The 16,664-nt window shown below is 58.9% G+C and carries 12 protein-coding genes; 7 read left to right on the top strand and 5 right to left on the bottom strand.

The features are described 5' to 3' along the window. The first annotated feature begins 214 nt into the window (after positions 1-214). Positions 215-4,396: a chemotaxis protein CheB gene (locus DT594_RS11840; protein WP_149332858.1), complete on the top strand. Its 4,182-nt coding sequence runs from the start codon at positions 215-217 to the stop codon at positions 4,394-4,396. Between the two features lie 8 nt (positions 4,397-4,404). Here DT594_RS11840 and DT594_RS11835 read toward each other — a convergent pair whose 3' ends face one another. Beyond that, positions 4,405-5,493, bottom strand: coding sequence for an NADH:flavin oxidoreductase/NADH oxidase (locus DT594_RS11835; protein ID WP_149332857.1), 1,089 nt, complete (start codon positions 5,491-5,493; stop codon positions 4,405-4,407). Positions 5,494-5,559: 66 nt separating this feature from the next. On the opposite strand from DT594_RS11835, the gene DT594_RS11830 reads away from it, so the two are divergent. The 4 genes from DT594_RS11830 (at position 5,560) to DT594_RS11815 (ending at position 10,127) form a co-directional block, all read left to right on the top strand. Then, on the top strand, positions 5,560-5,895 hold the full coding sequence (locus DT594_RS11830) for an ArsR/SmtB family transcription factor (RefSeq protein ID WP_246164626.1): 336 nt from the start codon (positions 5,560-5,562) through the stop codon (positions 5,893-5,895). 147 nt (positions 5,896-6,042) lie between these two features. Next, positions 6,043-8,220, top strand: a complete 2,178-nt coding sequence (locus DT594_RS11825) for a TonB-dependent receptor (protein WP_149332856.1) — start codon at positions 6,043-6,045, stop codon at positions 8,218-8,220. A 213-nt stretch (positions 8,221-8,433) separates the two neighbouring features. Further along, a complete protein-coding gene (locus DT594_RS11820; RefSeq protein ID WP_149332855.1) occupies positions 8,434-9,606 on the top strand; it encodes a zinc-dependent alcohol dehydrogenase in 1,173 nt (390 codons plus the stop codon). An 11-nt stretch (positions 9,607-9,617) separates the two neighbouring features. Continuing rightward, positions 9,618-10,127: a transcriptional regulator gene (locus DT594_RS11815; RefSeq protein ID WP_149332854.1), complete on the top strand. Its 510-nt coding sequence runs from the start codon at positions 9,618-9,620 to the stop codon at positions 10,125-10,127. Here the strand turns inward: DT594_RS11815 and DT594_RS11810 are convergent. Beyond that, positions 10,120-12,594: a PAS domain-containing protein gene (locus tag DT594_RS11810; protein ID WP_149332853.1), complete on the bottom strand. Its 2,475-nt coding sequence runs from the start codon at positions 12,592-12,594 to the stop codon at positions 10,120-10,122. The two genes, DT594_RS11815 and DT594_RS11810, sit on opposite strands and share 8 nt — an antisense overlap. 31 nt (positions 12,595-12,625) lie before the next feature. Then, positions 12,626-12,979, bottom strand: coding sequence for a response regulator (locus DT594_RS11805; RefSeq protein ID WP_149332852.1), 354 nt, complete (start codon positions 12,977-12,979; stop codon positions 12,626-12,628). 325 nt (positions 12,980-13,304) lie between these two features. Here DT594_RS11805 and sodC point away from each other — a divergent pair, with 325 nt between their 5' ends. Further along, on the top strand, positions 13,305-13,802 hold the full coding sequence (gene sodC / locus DT594_RS11800) for a superoxide dismutase family protein (protein ID WP_149333141.1): 498 nt from the start codon (positions 13,305-13,307) through the stop codon (positions 13,800-13,802). Between the two features lie 21 nt (positions 13,803-13,823). Here the strand turns inward: sodC and DT594_RS11795 are convergent, their stop codons facing one another. Both DT594_RS11795 and hexR read right to left on the bottom strand, forming a co-directional pair. After that, entirely contained in the window at positions 13,824-14,102 is a 279-nt protein-coding gene (locus tag DT594_RS11795; protein ID WP_149332851.1) for a peptidylprolyl isomerase, read from the bottom strand. Between the two features lie 49 nt (positions 14,103-14,151). Then, positions 14,152-15,027 carry a transcriptional regulator HexR gene (gene hexR / locus DT594_RS11790; protein ID WP_149332850.1) on the bottom strand — a complete coding sequence of 292 codons (876 nt, stop codon included), beginning with the start codon at positions 15,025-15,027 and terminating at the stop codon, positions 14,152-14,154. Between the two features lie 102 nt (positions 15,028-15,129). Between hexR and zwf the strand changes: the two genes are divergently transcribed. After that, a complete protein-coding gene (gene zwf / locus DT594_RS11785; RefSeq protein WP_149332849.1) occupies positions 15,130-16,596 on the top strand; it encodes a glucose-6-phosphate dehydrogenase in 1,467 nt (488 codons plus the stop codon). Positions 16,597-16,664 lie beyond the last annotated feature (68 nt).

Raw genomic sequence — 16,664 nt, 5'->3', positions numbered from 1 at the left:
GCCTAGCGTGCCGTTCAAGCGGCTCTAGATAGGGCTTCTTATTTGTGGGACTGGCATGCATGGCTATCGTTCAGGTCGTTTGCTGGGGATCGCGGCAAAAATTGTTATGATGCGTCCACTGTAGTTGCGTTATCGGGAACCACTCAGGCAGTTGGGAATCGGATATTTCAGGCTTGGTCAGGCAGCGCATGAGTATGATTAAACAGAGGATGTAATGGTTAAACCTCCAAAACGGCGCTCTCCGAATGTGCCGCAAAATCAGCCGCAGTTGATGATGAGTCATCTGCCTTTTCCGGTAGTGGGAATAGGCGCTTCGGCGGGCGGTTTACAGGCGCTGCTGAAATTTTTCGAGCATATGCCGCAAGACAACGGCATGGCCTTCGTCATCATCATGCATCTGTCACCCGACCATGAAAGCAGCGCCGACCGGATTCTTCAGGGTGTGACCAACATGCCGGTGCAGCAGGTCAGCAAGCCGGTACCCATCGAGAAAAACAGTGTTTACATTATCTCGCCCGCGCATCTGCTGTCGATGAATGACGGCCACTTGCGGGTGCGTAAGCCTGACCCCTCCAGACCACGCCACGCCGCCATTGACCTGTTCTTTCGTGATCTCGCCGATGTGCACAAGGATCGAGCTTATTGTCTGGTGCTCTCGGGCACTGGATCGGACGGCGCCTCGGGGCTGTCACGGATCAAGGAACAGAACGGCATTACCATGGCCCAGTCGCCGGACGACGCGGAATTTGATGGGATGCCGAGCAGTGCGATAGCGACAGGCATGGTTGATCTGGTGCTGCCGGTCGCGGAAATGCCGCACAAGCTGATGGAGCTGTGGCGCAACGCGAGCAGTATTCATATGCCGGTCAGCGAGGATCCGGAAATCAGCGCCGCTGCGGCAAACGATGCTACCGATGATGGCCCGGCCGCGGAAACCGCGCTGCGTGCCGTCCTGGCGCAACTGTTCAACCGCACCGGTTATGATTTTGCCCACTACAAGCGCGCCACGGTGTTGCGGCGCATAGAGCGGCGCATGCAGGTCAATGCCCAGCCGGACATGCCAGCCTATCTTGAATACCTGCAGGCGCACCCGGAAGAAACCAAGCCGCTGCTGGACGACATGTTTATCGGCGTGACCAATTTTTTCCGCGACCGCGAGGCTTTCGAGGCACTGGAACGGGACGTGATTCCGCAGTTGTTCCGCTTCGGCATGGATTTTCCTGGCGATGAGAAAGCCGGGGTTAGGGTCTGGTCAGCGGGCACCTCAACTGGTGAGGAAGCTTTTTCGCTGGCCATGCTGCTGGCGGATCAGGTGCAACTGGAAGCGGCGCAGGTCAAGGTGCAGGTGTTCGGTACTGATATCGACGAACGTGCCATTGGTATTGGTCGCGCAGGGATTTATCCGGCGTCGATCATTACCGACGTTGCTCCGCCGCGCTTACGCCAGTACTTCATCAAGAACCAGACCCATTACAAAGTCAAAAAAGAGATCCGCGAGAAAATTCTATTTGCCCAGCATAGCCTGCTGCGCGACCCGCCTTTTTCCCACGTGCACTTGATCTGCTGCCGTAACCTTCTCATTTACTTGGATAGAGACGCGCAGCGCAAGATTCTTGAGATGTTTCACTTTGCCTTGCGTCCTGGCGGCTTCCTGTTTCTGGGTAGCTCAGAATCGGCGGACATTTGTGCCGATCTATTTACCCCGGTGGACAAGAAGAACAGGATTTACCGGGCCAAGAACGCCCCAGCCCCAGCGCGCCATGTTCCGGTGGTGCCAAGCGCGAACGGCAGCCGCCGGTTGGACATTCCGGCGCCGGTGATGCAGCCACGCAAACAATCATTTGCGGAAGTGCATCAGCGCGTGCTGGAGCAGTACGCGCCCCCCAGTGTGATTGTGGACACCGACGCAGACATAGTGCATATGTCCGATCGCGCGGGGCATTTCCTGCGCTTCATGGGCGGTGAACCGTCGCGTAATCTGCTCGCGGTGGTTGCGCCTGAGCTGCGTCTGGAGCTGCGCACCGCGCTATTTCAAGCACAGCAGACCGGCAAGAGTGTGGAAGCGCGGCGGGTCAGAGTACGCCGGGGTGATCGCTCCTACCATGTGCACATGGTGGCCAAACCCTTCAAGGATGAAACCGCCGGCAGCGAATTTATCCTGGTGATGTTCGATGAAGTCGAGGATGCCATTACCGAAGCCGCTGGGCAGAAAGAGCAGCAGGAGCAAGAGCAGGATCGCAGCAAGGACACAGTGTTAACCCTGCTCGAAGAGGAACTGCAACGGACCAAGCTGCATTTGCAGAATACCCTGGAGCAGTCTGGTACTTCGCATGAAGAGCTAAGAGCTTCAAATGAAGAGTTGCAGGCGATCAACGAAGAGCTGCGCTCGGCTACCGAAGAGCTGGAAACCAGCAAGGAAGAGCTGCAGTCAATTAATGAAGAGCTGATTACAGTCAACTACGAGCTCAAATCCAAGGTCGAAGAGACCGGCAAGATCAATGATGACCTGCAGAACCTGATCACCTCCACCGACATCGCTACCGTGTTTGTTGATCGCGGTATGCGCATCAAATGGTTCACACCCCGGGCTACGCAGATATTCAGCATGCTACCGGTCGATTCCGGGCGCTCGTTGCTGGATATTACTCACCGCCTGGATTACCCCGACCTGGCTGATGACGCCACTCTGGTGTTCGAGTCTCTCAAACTGGTCGAACGCGAGGTGCGCAGCAGCGACGGTCGCTGGTATATCGCGCGCTTGTTGCCTTACCGCACCAGCGATGACCATATCGAAGGCGCAGTGCTGACCTTTATCGATATTTCTGGCCGGCGCGCGGCGGAAGCCGAATTGCGCCTGGGCGAGGAGCGCATGCGCCTGGTGGCGGAAAGTACTGAAGACTACGCCATCATTGTGCAGGACACCGAAGGGATGATTACCGGCTGGAACCGGGGCGCCGAGCTGATCTTCGGTTATTCCAAGGCCGAGGCCGAAGGCCAGCCCTGTCATTTGATCTTCACCCCGGAAGATCGGGCTGCGGGTGTGCCGGAAATTGAGTTGCGCCGGGCCCGTGAAAGTGGTCGCGCCGAGGATGAGCGCTGGCATATGCGCAAGGATGGTTCACGGTTTTACTGCAGCGGGGTCGTTAACCCGTTACAGAATGACCATCTGCGCGGTTATGTGAAGATAGCCCGCGACCTGACGGATCGGCAGCAACGCCACGATGAGCAGGCCAAAAGGCTGGTGGAAACGCAAAACACCATACAGCTGAAAGATGAGTTCTTCGCTGTGATGTCTCATGAGCTGAAGCATCCATTGAATCTTATTCAGCTTAACGCCGAACTGCTCGGTCGCCTGCCGATTACCAAGCGTACGCCGACAGTGGCCAAGGCAGTCAGGACCATCAATGAGGCTGTCAGCAGTCAGGCGCAGATTATTGATGATCTGCTGGATGTCAGCCGCGTGCACACCGGCAAGCTCAAGCTTGACTGCCACAAAGTCGATTTGGGCAATGTGCTGCGCGACGTACTCGAGGTGGTCCACAACGATGAGCCAGCACGGACACTGACCCTGCATGTCGAGGAATCCGATATACAGCGCCTGCTGATCAACGTGGATTCGACGCGTCTGGAACAGATTATCTGGAACCTGCTGAATAATGCGCTGAAGTTCACCCCGATGAACGGTGAGATCACCATCAGCGCTACGCGCTCAGGTAACTGGGCGCAGTTGGACGTAAGCGATACCGGCGAGGGCATTGCGCCGGAATACCTGGACAAGGTGTTCGACCTCTTTGGTCAGGCGGATACGCAGCATGTGCGCATTCACCGGGACGGTTTGGGCATCGGTTTGTCGCTGGTACGCCAATTGGTCGAGGCCCACGGCGGCGATGTGCAAGTGAGATCCGATGGCATTGATAAAGGCAGTGCGTTCACGGTCTGGCTGCCGCTGTATCTGGAGCAGGATGAGCAAACGGAAGATCTGCGGCGCAGCGTCCCTACCGGCCGGTTGCATGATCTGCGCGTACTACTGGTGGACGATTCGCTGGAAGTGCTCGAGGTCATGACCATGCTGCTCGAAACTGAAGAGGCACTGGTCACCAGCTTCTCCGGTGCGCCCGAGGCGCTGGCCGCGGCGCAGGCGCAGGAACAGGTATTCGATCTGATTATCTCGGATATCGGCATGCCGACCATGGACGGCCATCAGTTGATCGCCGCGCTGCGCCAGTTGCCCGCGTTCGCGCAACTACCGGCGATTGCCTTGACCGGCTACGGCGGCAATCAGGACATCGACAAAGCGCTCAGGGCCGGGTTTAACCAGCACCTGAGCAAGCCGGTGTCCTATGAAAGCCTGATCAGCACCATTGAGAAACTGGCGCTGGACAAGGTGGACGAATAACGCCGGGCTTAGTACCGCTCAAGCCAATGCGCATAGGGTGCCGGCAGGGTCCAGGAGGCCTTGTCGATGCCCAGTTCACGGGCGGCGAAGTACGCCCAGTGCGGATTCGCCAGATGCGCCTTGCCGACCATGACCAGGTCGAGCTGGCCGTCCTTCACGGCTTTTTCAGCAATATGCGGCTCACCGAAACCCCAGGCTGAGGAGACCGGGATGCCGGCTTCACGGCGTACGCGCTCGGCAATCGGGCCCATAAAGCCTGGCGCCCAGGGAATCTTGGCATCGGGTGTGGAAAAGCCGATGCTGACGCTGAGCATATCCAGACCTGCGGCCTTGAACTGACGCGTCAGCTCGATGGAGTCGAGCATGGTCTGCTCGTCACGACCGTCAAACTCGATCACCCCGAAGCGCGCCGTCAGTGGCAGGTTTTCCGGCCAGACTTCGCGCACGGCGGCCAGGGTTTCCAGCAGAAAGCGGCTGCGCTTTTCTACGCTGCCGCCGTAGGCATCGTCACGCTGGTTGGAATGCGCGGAAAAGAAGCTTTGCCCCAGATAACCGTGAGCGAAATGCAGCTCCAGCCATTCAAAGCCGACATCGCGGGCGCGTTGAGCGGCGGCGACGAAATCGTCGCGGACCCGCGCGATGTCATCCAGGCTCATGGCCTCGGGTTGCTTGGGCAGGTTGGCGCCGAAGGGCAGGGCGGATGGGGCAATCGTCTGCCAACCGCGAGCGTCGCTGTCAGCGATATGATCGTCGCCTTCCCAGGGGCGATTGGCACTGGCCTTGCGGCCGGCGTGGGCAATCTGAATACCCGGGACCGAGCCCGCCGCTTTGATCGCTTTCACAGCAGGGACGAACGCCTGCGCCAATTGGTCGTTCCAGATACCGGCGCAGCCGGGGGTAATACGGCCTTCCGGCGCCACCGCGGTTGCCTCAACGATAACCAGCCCGGCGCCGCCGCGCGCCAGCGCAGCCAGGTGCACTTGATGCCAGTCGTTGATTAAGCCGTCGGTGGCCGAGTATTGGCACATGGGCGGCACGGCAATGCGATTGCGCAAAGTAACGTCTTTCAACGTGAAGGGTTGGAATAGGGCAGACATATTGACTCCAGAGAAATAAGGCAAGATCAGTGCTTGTTCAGTTGTTCGATAATATTGGAACTATGGATGAATGGCAACCTGCCGTGTATTATTCCGCCCATGCGACCTTTCAAACATCCTGCGGCAAATGACTTCGAGCTTGAGCGCGTGCTCTATGCGCTCAGCGATCCTGTGCGTCTGGAAATCGTCCGGCATCTGGCGGGTGTGCCGGAGGCCAGTTGCGGCGAGCTGGACGGCGGACGGCCTAAATCCAGTATGTCGCATCATTTCCGGGTGCTGCGTGACGCCGGTTTGGTGATGACCCAAGGGGTCGGCACCACGCATATGAATTCCCTGCGCCGCACGGATATGGATGCGCGCTTTCCTGGACTGCTGGACGCGATCCTCTCCCACCGCGGCTAGTTCGTCGGGCGTCAGCCTCTGTTCAATCGCTCTTGAGTAAGTATAATGCGAATTGTTTGTATTAATTTCTAGCGATTCGCGCGCTGACTGTGCGGTTCGCTGCTGCCCGCCGGGTAGTTTCGCTTACCTCAAGAGACTTTCTTCCCCATGCATGCCACTCCTTTCAAACGCACCTTGTTGTCGTTGACGATGTTCTCCGTGCTGCCTTTGACCGGCTACGCGCAAACCTCCACCGGCACCAATGCCGAAGATCCGCTGAACCTGCCCTCGATGGAAGTGCGCGCCAGCGCTGACGCTTCCGCTGAAGGCCTGCGTCCGGCCTATGCGGGTGGCCAGGTAGCGCGAGGCGGGCGAGTGGGTGTCTTGGGTAATCGCGACAATATGGAAACGCCCTTTGCCTTGACCAGCTACACTCAGATGCTGATTCAGGACCAACAGGCCGCCAGCGTGGGTGATGTATTGCTGAACGATCCGGCGGTGCGCGTGGCGCGCGGGTTTGGCAACTATCAGCAGGTTTATCTGGTACGTGGTCTGCCGATCTTTTCCGATGATATGTCCTACAACGGTTTGTACGGTCTGCTGCCCCGCCAGTATCTGGGCGCCGAGCTGGTCGAGCGGGTGGAAGTGCTGCGCGGCGCCAACGCCTTTCTCAATGGCGCGGCCCCCGGCGGCAGCGGCCTGGGTGGAGCGGTCAACGTAGTGCCCAAGCGTGCCCCCAACACGCCTTTGAACCAGGTTACCGCTGGCGTGCGCTCCGGCGGTGAAGCTTATGTGGCCGGTGATTTTGCCCGACGTTCCGAGGACGACCGCTTTGGCCTGCGCCTGAATATGGCCCGCCGTGACGGTGATACCTCGGTGGATGACGCTTCCCAGGAGCTGAGCCTGGTTTCGCTGGGCGCGGACTACCGGCATAACGGCCTGCGTATTTCCGCCGACCTGGGACACCAGGATCATCAGCTGGATGCATTGCAGCCGAGCATCACCTTTGCCCCGGGCGTGGATATCACCTCCGCTCCGGATGCGTCGCAGAGCATCGCGCAGCCGTGGACTTACTCCAACGCGCGCGACAACTTCGGCACACTGCGCGTCGAGTATGATTTCAACGAGGTGTTTACCGGTTGGGCGGCGGCAGGTATGCGTCAGAGCGATGAGTCCACATCCTTTGCCAACCCGACGGTGAACAATGCGCAAGGCGATAGCTCAAGCTCGCGCTTTGATAACACCCGTGAAGACAAGGTCCGCACCGGTGAGGCCGGTCTGCGGGCACGCTTCAACACCGGCGCTGTCGGCCATACCGTGACCGCTTCGGCTTCGACTTTTCATTCCGAAGAGCGCAACGCCTACGGCATGTCCGGCGCCTTTGCCGGCAATATTTACAACCCGTCGGATGTCATCGCCCCTGCGCCAACCGTCTTCACTGGCGGCGACTTGAGCAACCCTCTGCTGGTGGGTCGCGTCCAGACACGCAGCCTGGCGTTGGCTGATGTGCTGTCGTTTATGGACGATCGTTTGCAGGTTACCGTCGGTGCGCGCCATCAGAATATCAAGACCGATAGCTACGACTACAACACCGGTGATCGCAACGTTGGCGCCTCCTATTCCGACAGCGCAGTGACGCCAGTGGCGGGCGTGCTGTATCGCTTTACGCCGGGCCTCTCCGGCTATGTGAATTACATCGAAGGTCTGGTGAAGGGCGACGTCGCGCCTGACCTCGCCAATGGTCAGCCGGTAACAAATGCCGGTGAAGGGCAGGAGCCGTTCAAGACCGAGCAGGTCGAAGCGGGTCTCAAATACGATGGCGGCCGCATCGGCGGCGGGATCAGCGTATTTCAGAGCCGCAAGGAAGTGGCTGGCGTAGAGGATGCCGAATTCCAGATCATCGGTCACCAGCGTAACCGTGGCGTTGAACTGACTGCTTTCGGCCAGCCCATGCCTGGTCTGACCGTATTGGGTGGCCTGAGCCTGCTGGATACGGAGCTGGAGAGCAATGACGCGATTGGCTCACCCACCACTCAGGCGAATGTCGGTGTCGATTGGATGGTACCGGGTGTCAATGGCCTCTCGGTAGACGCCCGCGCCATTCATACCAGCTCGCAGTATGCTGACCTGGACAACACCCAGAAAGTGCCGTCCTGGTCGCGCTTCGATCTCGGTGCGCGCTATACCACGCTGGTCAATGATGAGCAGCAACTGACCCTGCGTGCCCGTGTCGAGAACGTCGCTGATCGTGACTACTGGGCCTCGGCAGGCGGTTATCCCGGTGCAGGCTATCTGACGGTTGGTGCCCCACGGACCTTTATCTTGTCCACCACGCTGGACTTCTAAAGTCTCAGTCTGCGGCACCTGCGTTCCCCTGAACGGCTGGAACGCAGGTGTCGCAACCCTCTGTGCAAATATAACCGCAACTTTACCGTAGGCGGCCTTACTAAAATTTAGTAGGCGCCCCGCCGCGGCCTGTCGCCAGCCTTCGGCTGCGTCCAATGTCATGTTCGGAAAATCACCCTGGCGGGTCTAACACTTACCGACCAGGAGATTTTCATGAGAGCGCTACGCTGGCATGGCAAGAATGATATCCGCTGCGACGATCACGTTCCCGACCCTCAAATAGAAGACCCGCGCGATGCGATTGTGCAGGTGTCGGCCTGTGCGATCTGCGGGTCGGATTTGCACCTGCACGATGGCTTCATGCCCGGCATGAAGCAGGGCGACATCCTGGGCCATGAATTCATGGGCGAAGTGGTGGAGCTCGGCTCGGCCAAACACAAACTGAAGATCGGTGACCGGGTGGTGGTGCCCTTTACCATCGTCTGTGGTGACTGCGACCAGTGTCGGCGCGGCAATTTTTCCGTGTGCGAGCGCAGTAACCGCAACAAGCATATCGCCGATAAAATGTTTGGGCACAGCGGCGCCGGGCTTTACGGCTATACGCATCTGACCGGTGGTTATGCTGGTGGCCAGGCCGAGTATGTGCGCGTGCCCTATGCCGATGTCGGCCCGGTAGTCATTCCCGAGGGCTTGACCGATGAGCAGGTGCTGTTTCTCGGTGATATTTTCCCCACCGGTTGGCAGGCCGCCGCCCAGTGTGAAATCGAGCCGACCGATACGGTGGCGATCTGGGGCGCCGGGCCGGTCGGCCAATTCGCCATTCGCAGTGCGATCATGATGGGCGCCGAGCAGGTGGTGTGTATCGACAATGTGCCAGAGCGTCTGTCGATGGCCCGAGCAGGGGGCGCGCTGACGATCAACTTCGACGAGGAAAGCGTACTTGAGCGCCTGCAGCAACTGACTCAGGGCAAGGGTCCGCAGAAGTGTATCGATGCGGTAGGTATGGAAGCGCATGCCGCGCGCTCTATCGACTCTATGTATGACCGCGCGAAACAGGCTTTGATGCTGGAAACCGACCGGCCACATGTACTTCGGGAAATGATCTACGTCTGCCGACCAGCGGGCATTCTATCGATTCCCGGCGTGTATGGCGGGTTGGTCGACAAAATCCCCTTTGGTGCCGCCATGAACAAGGGGCTGACCTTCCGCATGGGTCAGACCCATGTCAATCGCTGGACTGATGACCTGCTGCGTCGCATTCAGGAAGGCCAGATCGACCCCTCGTTCGTCATCACCCACACGGTGGGTCTGGAGCAGGGGCCGGAGATGTACAAGACCTTTCGTGACAAACAGGACGGCTGCATCAAAGTCGTCCTCAAACCTTGAGGAGAGCATCCATGGCACTTCCACGTGAGCAGTATCAGGAATATCAGCTCAATCACCCGGCGCGCCAATCTGCGCGGCGCCTCGGTTGGATCAGTATCGGCCTGGGTGTGCTTGAACTATGCGCCCCGGTGCCTCTGGCGCGGGCGCTGGGTCTGCCGGCGTCCACCAGTGTACTGCTGCGCTTGTGCGGGTTGCGTGAGCTGGCAACGGGCGCTGGGCTGTTGCTCAGCGACAAGCCCAAGCCCTGGGTCAAGGCCCGGCTTGCGGGCGACGCGCTGGATATGGCGGCGCTGGGCGTCACCATGCACTGCGGCGAGAGGCCGCTGACGGCAGCGCTAGCTGCTGGCGGCGTGGCTGGATTAGCGGTGATGGATATGACCTGCGCCAAGGGGCTGGCTACCGAGCAGCAACTCACCACCGTGTATGACTACAGTGATCGCAGCGGCTTCCCGCAGCCGGCAGCACAGATGCGCGGCGTCGCAGCCTCAGACGCGCCCAAGGAACTATCGCCCTCTAGCTGAACTGCAGCATGCGTTGCACCCTGTGCTTCAGGGTGCTGACGCTGAAGGGTTTGGTCAGCATTTCCATACCGGGGCGCATGAAACCATGGGCCTGGATGGCATTTTCGGCGTAACCGGTAATCAGCAGTACCTTCAAGCCCGGTACGCTTTCCATGGCTTGGCCAGCAAGCTGGTAGCCGTTCATCCCCGGCAAGCCGATATCGGTGATCAACAGATCTATGCCTTGATTCGCACGAAAAGTGGCCAGACCGGACAGGCCGTCTTCAGCCTGCAATACATCGCAATCGAGATCGCGCAGCATTTCCGCAGTCATATTGCGAATGACACTTTCATCCTCGACCACCAATACCTTAAGGCCGGTCCGAAGCTGGTGCTCTACCGGTTTTTCCAGCTTCGCGGGAACGTCCGTGAATACTTCCTGATAGCGCGGCAGGTAGATATTGATGCTGGTGCCGCGGCCTTCTTCCGAGAGAATTTCCAGGTGGCCTTCGCTCTGTTTGACGAAGCCATATACCATCGACAGCCCCAGGCCAGTACCTTGCTCCTGAGGCTTGGTAGTGAAAAACGGCTCGGTGGCGCGCTGCTGGATGGTCGAGGACATACCGGTGCCGGTATCGCTGATTGTCAGCAACACGCATTCGTCGGCAAGCTTCTTCAACTGCGTTTCATGGCAGCTGTGGGTGTTGCGGGCGGAGACTTTCAGGGTGCCGCCATCAGGCATCGCATCGCGGGCGTTGATGACGATATTGAGAACTGCGCTTTCCAGTTGGTAAGGATCGCACAGCGTGGTCCACAGGGGCTCTTCGATGTCGAACTCGATCAGGCATTGTTCGCCGAGCGTACTGCGCATCAGCTTTTCCATGCTGTAGACCAGATTGCCGGCGTTGACCGGCTTGGGGTCCAATGGCTGACGCCGGGCGAAGGCCAGCAGCCGATGGGTTAGCGCCGCAGCACGCTGGGACGAATTCATGGCGGTTTGCACATAGCGCTCGATGGAGTCAGCGCGGCCTTGTGAAATGCGCATCTGCATCAGCTCCAAGGAGCCCATGATACCGGTCAGAATGTTATTGAAGTCGTGGGCGATGCCGCCGGTCAACTGGCCGACGGCCTCCATTTTCTGCGATTGGCGCAATTGCTCTTCGGTTTTTAACAGGGTTTCCGACTGTAACTTTTCGGCCGTGACGTGACGGCCATAGGCATACACCGAATCACCGCCCGTGGAGGTGTACCAGCAGATCCAGCGCGGGGTGCCGTCACGGTGTTTGCAGCGATGCTCGAAATCAGTCAGCTGTATTCCGCCCACAGCGCTGTCGAAACCCCGGCTGGCCAGTTCTCCATCCTCTGGCCAGGCAAAGTCGAGAAAATGGCGGCCTTCCACTTCTTCGGGTTGATAGCCCAGGATCGCTGTCCAGGCGGGATTGGCGGCGCGGAAGATGCCGTCAGGACCGACGATGGCCAGGAGGTCCCGGCAGTTGTGCCATACCCGATCGCGTTCGGCGGTACGCTCGGCAACCCGCTGCTCCAGGGTGTCGTTCATCTCGCGCAATACTTGCGTGAGTGCGATATAGCGCCGCTCGCTGGCCCGCAGTGCTTCCTGTGAGCGGTAGGCCGTAGTGACGTCGTAACCTTCGACAAAGATGCCGGTAATCTCACCGTCTTTATCGCGCACCGGCTCGTAGATGAAGTCCACGAAGCGGTTGTCGATTGCGCCATTCGGCAAGCGTCTCAGGCTAATCGGGGCACCGGAGGAAATCACCCGTTCGCCACTCTGATAGACCTGATCCAGCAGTTCGTAAAAGCCTTGGCCTTCCAGCTCCGGCAACACTTCGCGCACAGTCTTGCCGGTAAAGTTATGGCGGCCGACCAGGTTGGCGAAGGCTTCATTGAAGAAATCGAAGGTATGGGTCGGGCCGTTGATGATCGCAATAAAGCCCGGGGCGCGTTCGAACAGCTGCCTTTGCCGCAGGCTCTCTTCGGCCAGCCGCCGTTCCGCCAATACCCGGGCGGTAATTTCTGTCAGCGGGCAATAAAAACCGGCGATAATGCCGGCTTCATCGCGAATCGGTGTGTAAGAGAAGGTAAAGTGCGTTTCTTCTACGTAGCCGCGGCGCTCGATCATCAGCATGATGTCGGCCATATGCACCGATTGCCCGGAGTAGGTGGTTTCGATGATCGGCAGCAGGTCTTCGCGGATCTCCGCAAAGACGTCCAGAAAGGGCTGGCCCAGCGCGGCGGGGTGCTTGTTACCGAGTACCTGTATGTAGGCATCATTGTAGATCAGACGGTGTTCCGGCCCCCAGACGACGAACATTGCCTGATTTGAACCCAGCACCAGGCTAACCACTGTCTGCAAGGGCTGTGGCCAGGTGTCGGGCGTGCCGAGCGGGGAACGCGCCCAATCATGAATCCGGGTAAGCTGGCCCATCTCGCCCCCACCACCGAGAAAGCCATTGGTCATATTATTCATTTGGATTACGTCTGATTTCCAGATTGTTCTATCAGCTACCCTGGATGGCCAGCTGAGATAAGCTCTCTGTCAATTCCTGCATATTGTATGGCTTGCAGAACACCGGATAGCCGGCCCATTCTGCGGGTAAGCCGGCTGCGCCGTACCCTGTGGTAAATACGAACGGAATACCGCGTTCCTTTAATTGCACCGCTAGCGGAAATACCGGCTCGCCATGCAGGCTGATATCCAGAAGCGCAATATCCATGCTTGCAGACTCGCCCATATGTTGTGCCTGCTCCAGCTCAGTGGCACGTGCTACGACCTCAAAGCCGCTGTTTGTCAGCATCTCTTCCAGCAGCATGCCAATCAGCTCTTCGTCTTCTACTATGAATACTTTGGTCATGCTGTCTCCGGCGCCATTCCATCTACCACAGCCTATGATAGGCAAACGGCCCTGCTTGTTCCTGATAAATGTAATTTGCCGGAACTTGACTGTTCCTGCGGCTACCAATACTTAACGAATATCGATCCGGGCGGTAATGGCCCAGGGCCGGTATTTTACCTTTATGCAGCTGTCAGCGTTAAGTCTGTTGTGCAGAACCCACGCTGCAAATGGAGAAATATAGATGAATATCAACCACCCTTGTGCATCCCCCTTGTGCCGTCCAGCCTCCGGCAGCCAACTGGTAGCAGTCAGTGGCGTGGCCAGAAAGGTCGCCGCTACGTTGATGCTGAGCTTATTGGGTAGTGGCTATGCCCTTGCCGATTCCACCAGCGTGAGCATTTCCAAGGTTAATGCTCAGGGCACCAGTGAAGAAGTGGGTCAGATCAGCATCGAAGAAACCGAGCACGGCCTGCTGTTTACGCCGGACCTGAATTCGCTACCCGGTGGCCTGCATGGCTTTCACGTGCATGAGCACGGCAGTTGTGATCCTGCGCACAAGGAAGGGGAGATGTCAGCAGCGGAAAGCGCTGGAGGGCATTTCGACCCGGATGCCAAGGGTAAACATCTTGGTCCTTATGCCGACGGCCACCTGGGCGATCTGCCTGCGCTCTACGTTGATGAGCAGGGTAGAGGGCAAACGCCGGTACTGGCGCCCCGGCTGACATCAGTCTCGCAACTGCAAGGGCGAGCATTAATGATTCATGCCGGTGGTGATAATTACGCGGATGAACCCAAGCCGTTAGGCGGCGGGGGCAGCCGCCTGGCCTGCGGCGTGATCTGAGCTGGCGAAGGTAATAAGCAGTCAGTCGCGGAAAAATACCTGCACCAGGTGATAACCGAACTGGGTCTTGACCGGGCCATGGATCTGCTTGAGCGGCTTCTTGAAAATGATCTGATCGATAGCGCGGACCATCTGACCCGGTTTGACCTCACCCAGGTCGCCGCCGCGCTTCTTCGACGGGCAGGTGGAATGCTTCTTTGCCAGCACGTCAAAAGCTTCGCCCGCGGCCAGGCGCTTTTTCAGCTGGACGGCTTCGGCCTCGGTTTTGACCAGAATATGGCGGGCCATGGCGATCGGCATGGGTGCTCCTTGGGTTGTTAACAGTGCTGGTTGCGCGGCGCTGGAGGGTTCAGTCCTGGCCTTCCGCGGCGCGCTGCCCGGCTTTGTGAGTCAGGCGCAGGCCGCGCAGGCTGCGCTTGACGTTCTTCAGGTGGTTGACCAGTTCGGGTCCGCGACGCATGGCCATGCCCATGGCCAGCACGTCGATCACCACCAGATGCGCGATGCGTGAGGACAGCGGCGTGTAGATGTCAGTGTCCTCGGTCACATCGATGGCAATATGAACACTGCCCAAATCCGCCAGCGGTGTGTGGCTTGGGCACAGGCAGATCAGTGTCGCCCCGGTCTCTGCCACCAATGCTGCCGAGTGCAGCAGATCCTTGGTGCGACCGGTTTGCGAAATGGCCACGGCCACATCCTCCGGCCCCAGCGTCACCGCAGACATCGCCTGCATATGCGGGTCGGAATAAGCCGCAGTGGAGACTTGCAAGCGAAAGAACTTGTGCTGCGCATCGCTGGCCACCGCACCCGATGCGCCGAAGCCGTAGAACTCCACCCGGCGGGCGACGCTCAGGGCAGCGATCGCCTGTTCCAGCCGCAACGGATCAAGGCTCTCGCGCACTTCCATCAGGGTCGCCAGGGTGGTATCGAAGATCTTGTGCGAGAGCTGATCGGTGTTGTCGTCTTCGCTGATGGAAAACTGCCCGAAGCTCGCGCCCGCAGCCAGACTTTGAGCCAGCCGCAGCTTCAGATCCTGAAATCCGGTGCAGCCAATGGCCCGGCAGAAGCGCACGATGGTCGGTTCGCTGACACCCACCTCCCGCGCCAGGTCGGCCATGGACGAGTGCATGACCAACGCAGCGTGGGCGAGTACATGGTCAGCCACCTTCAGCTCGGACTTGCGGAGCAGGAGGCGGCTGGCGGCGATATGCTGGAGCAGATTCACGTTGGCTTCATGTTAGTCTGAGGATCTGGAGGATCGATTCTTGTAGTTATACTACAAAAATCCGCTCTTCGCCTTGATCCTGAGACCATCTGGAGAAGCATCGTGCCTTCGCAACACCGCGCGGCCTGTGACATTGTAGTGTTTGGCGGGACCGGTGACCTGGCGCTACGCAAATTGTTGCCGGCGCTGTACTACCTGCATCGCGATAATCATCTGCATCCGGCTACCCGGGTCCTGGCGCTGGCGCGTGCTCGGCATGAGTTGCCTGCGTATCGCCAACTGGTGCAACGGCATGTCAGCCAGTACGTGGCCCAAGGCGATTTCGATCAGCACAGTTGGGACAGCTTTGCCGAGCGGCTCGACTACATGAGCCTGGATGTCAGCCAGCGGGTGGAATTTCCCAAGCTGGCCAAGGCCCTGGGCAAAAAGTCCGATCGGGTACGGCTGTTCTATCTGGCCACCTTCCCCAATCTGTTTGCCGCCACCGCTCACCATCTGGCCTCGGTCGGTCTGACCGATGGGCGTTCACGCATCGTTCTGGAAAAGCCCCTGGGGCAGAGTCTGACTACCGCCAATGCGATCAACGATGGTATTGGCAGCGTATTCGATGAGGCGCGGGTATTCCGCATCGATCACTACCTGGGCAAGGAAGCGGTGCAGAACCTTCTGGCGCTGCGGTTTGGCAACGCGCTGTTCGAGCCGTTGTGGCGCAATGCGCATATCGATCATGTTCAGATCAGCGTGATGGAAACCGTGGGCGTGGAGAATCGCGGTGATTACTACGATCACGCTGGCGCCATGCGCGACATGGTGCAAAATCATTTGCTGCAACTGCTGTGTCTGGTGGCCATGGAAGCCCCCGTGCATTTCGAGCCAGAGGCCGTGCGCAACGAGAAGCTGAAAATACTCGAAGCATTGCGTCCGATTTCCGGCATGGATGTGCAGGACAGCACCGTGCGTGGGCAATATTCCAGTGGCCAGCGCGCTGGCGAAAAACTGCCGGCGTATTACTTCGAGAAAAGCGTCGACCACGACAGCAATACCGAAACCTTCGTTGCCCTCAAAGCCGAGATAGATAACTGGCGCTGGGCCGGCGTGCCCTTTTACCTGCGTACCGGCAAGGCGCTAGCGCAGCGCAAGTCGGAGATCGTCATCCAGTTCAAAGCAGTACCCTACCGGCTGTTTGGCGGCAGTAATGAGCCAGCCCATAACCGTCTGGTGATTCGCTTGCAACCGGATGAAAGCATCAGCCTGTCGCTGATGGCCAAGACCCCCGGGCGCGGGATGGCTCTGCAGGAAGTCGAGCTGGATCTGAATTTCGCCGATGCGTTCAAGCGCCGTCGCTGGGACGCCTACGAACGCTTACTGCTGGATGTGATCGAAGGCGACGCCACCCTGTTTATGCGTCGGGACGAGATTGAAGCCGCCTGGCGTTGGGTCGACCCGATCATTCAAGGCTGGCAGGACTGCTACCGCTCGCCCAAACGTTACGCTGCCGGCAGCTGGGGACCGGATGCGGCAGACAGCCTGCTGGACCGACTCGGCCACGCCTGGTTGGATGAACGCTAGCGCACGGCTAAGCCTGAGCAGATTGCGGAGGCTTGTGTGGAGTCAGGCTGATGTGTAGCCGTGGATTG

Origin of the sequence: Halopseudomonas laoshanensis (assembly GCF_008365385.1) — a bacterium.
Lineage (GTDB): Bacteria > Pseudomonadota > Gammaproteobacteria > Pseudomonadales > Pseudomonadaceae > Halopseudomonas > Halopseudomonas laoshanensis.
The sequence above is the reverse complement of the archived record's forward strand: the minus strand, read 5'-3'. Positions and strand labels throughout refer to the sequence as shown.

What these genes read in the sequence shown, in the direction of transcription:
- sodC (WP_149333141.1), top strand. Translation starts at nt 13,305, where the DNA reads ATGCTGAGCTTATTGGGTAGTGGCTATGCCCTTGCCGATTCCACCAGC.
- DT594_RS11810 (WP_149332853.1), bottom strand. Translation starts at nt 12,594, where the DNA reads ATGAATAATATGACCAATGGCTTTCTCGGTGGTGGGGGCGAGATGGGC.
- DT594_RS11795 (WP_149332851.1), bottom strand. Translation starts at nt 14,102, where the DNA reads ATGCCGATCGCCATGGCCCGCCATATTCTGGTCAAAACCGAGGCCGAA.
- DT594_RS11825 (WP_149332856.1), top strand. Translation starts at nt 6,043, where the DNA reads ATGCATGCCACTCCTTTCAAACGCACCTTGTTGTCGTTGACGATGTTC.
- DT594_RS11835 (WP_149332857.1), bottom strand. Translation starts at nt 5,493, where the DNA reads ATGTCTGCCCTATTCCAACCCTTCACGTTGAAAGACGTTACTTTGCGC.
- DT594_RS11805 (WP_149332852.1), bottom strand. Translation starts at nt 12,979, where the DNA reads ATGACCAAAGTATTCATAGTAGAAGACGAAGAGCTGATTGGCATGCTG.
- DT594_RS11815 (WP_149332854.1), top strand. Translation starts at nt 9,618, where the DNA reads ATGGCACTTCCACGTGAGCAGTATCAGGAATATCAGCTCAATCACCCG.
- DT594_RS11830 (WP_246164626.1), top strand. Translation starts at nt 5,560, where the DNA reads ATGAATGGCAACCTGCCGTGTATTATTCCGCCCATGCGACCTTTCAAA.
- DT594_RS11840 (WP_149332858.1), top strand. Translation starts at nt 215, where the DNA reads ATGGTTAAACCTCCAAAACGGCGCTCTCCGAATGTGCCGCAAAATCAG.
- DT594_RS11820 (WP_149332855.1), top strand. Translation starts at nt 8,434, where the DNA reads ATGAGAGCGCTACGCTGGCATGGCAAGAATGATATCCGCTGCGACGAT.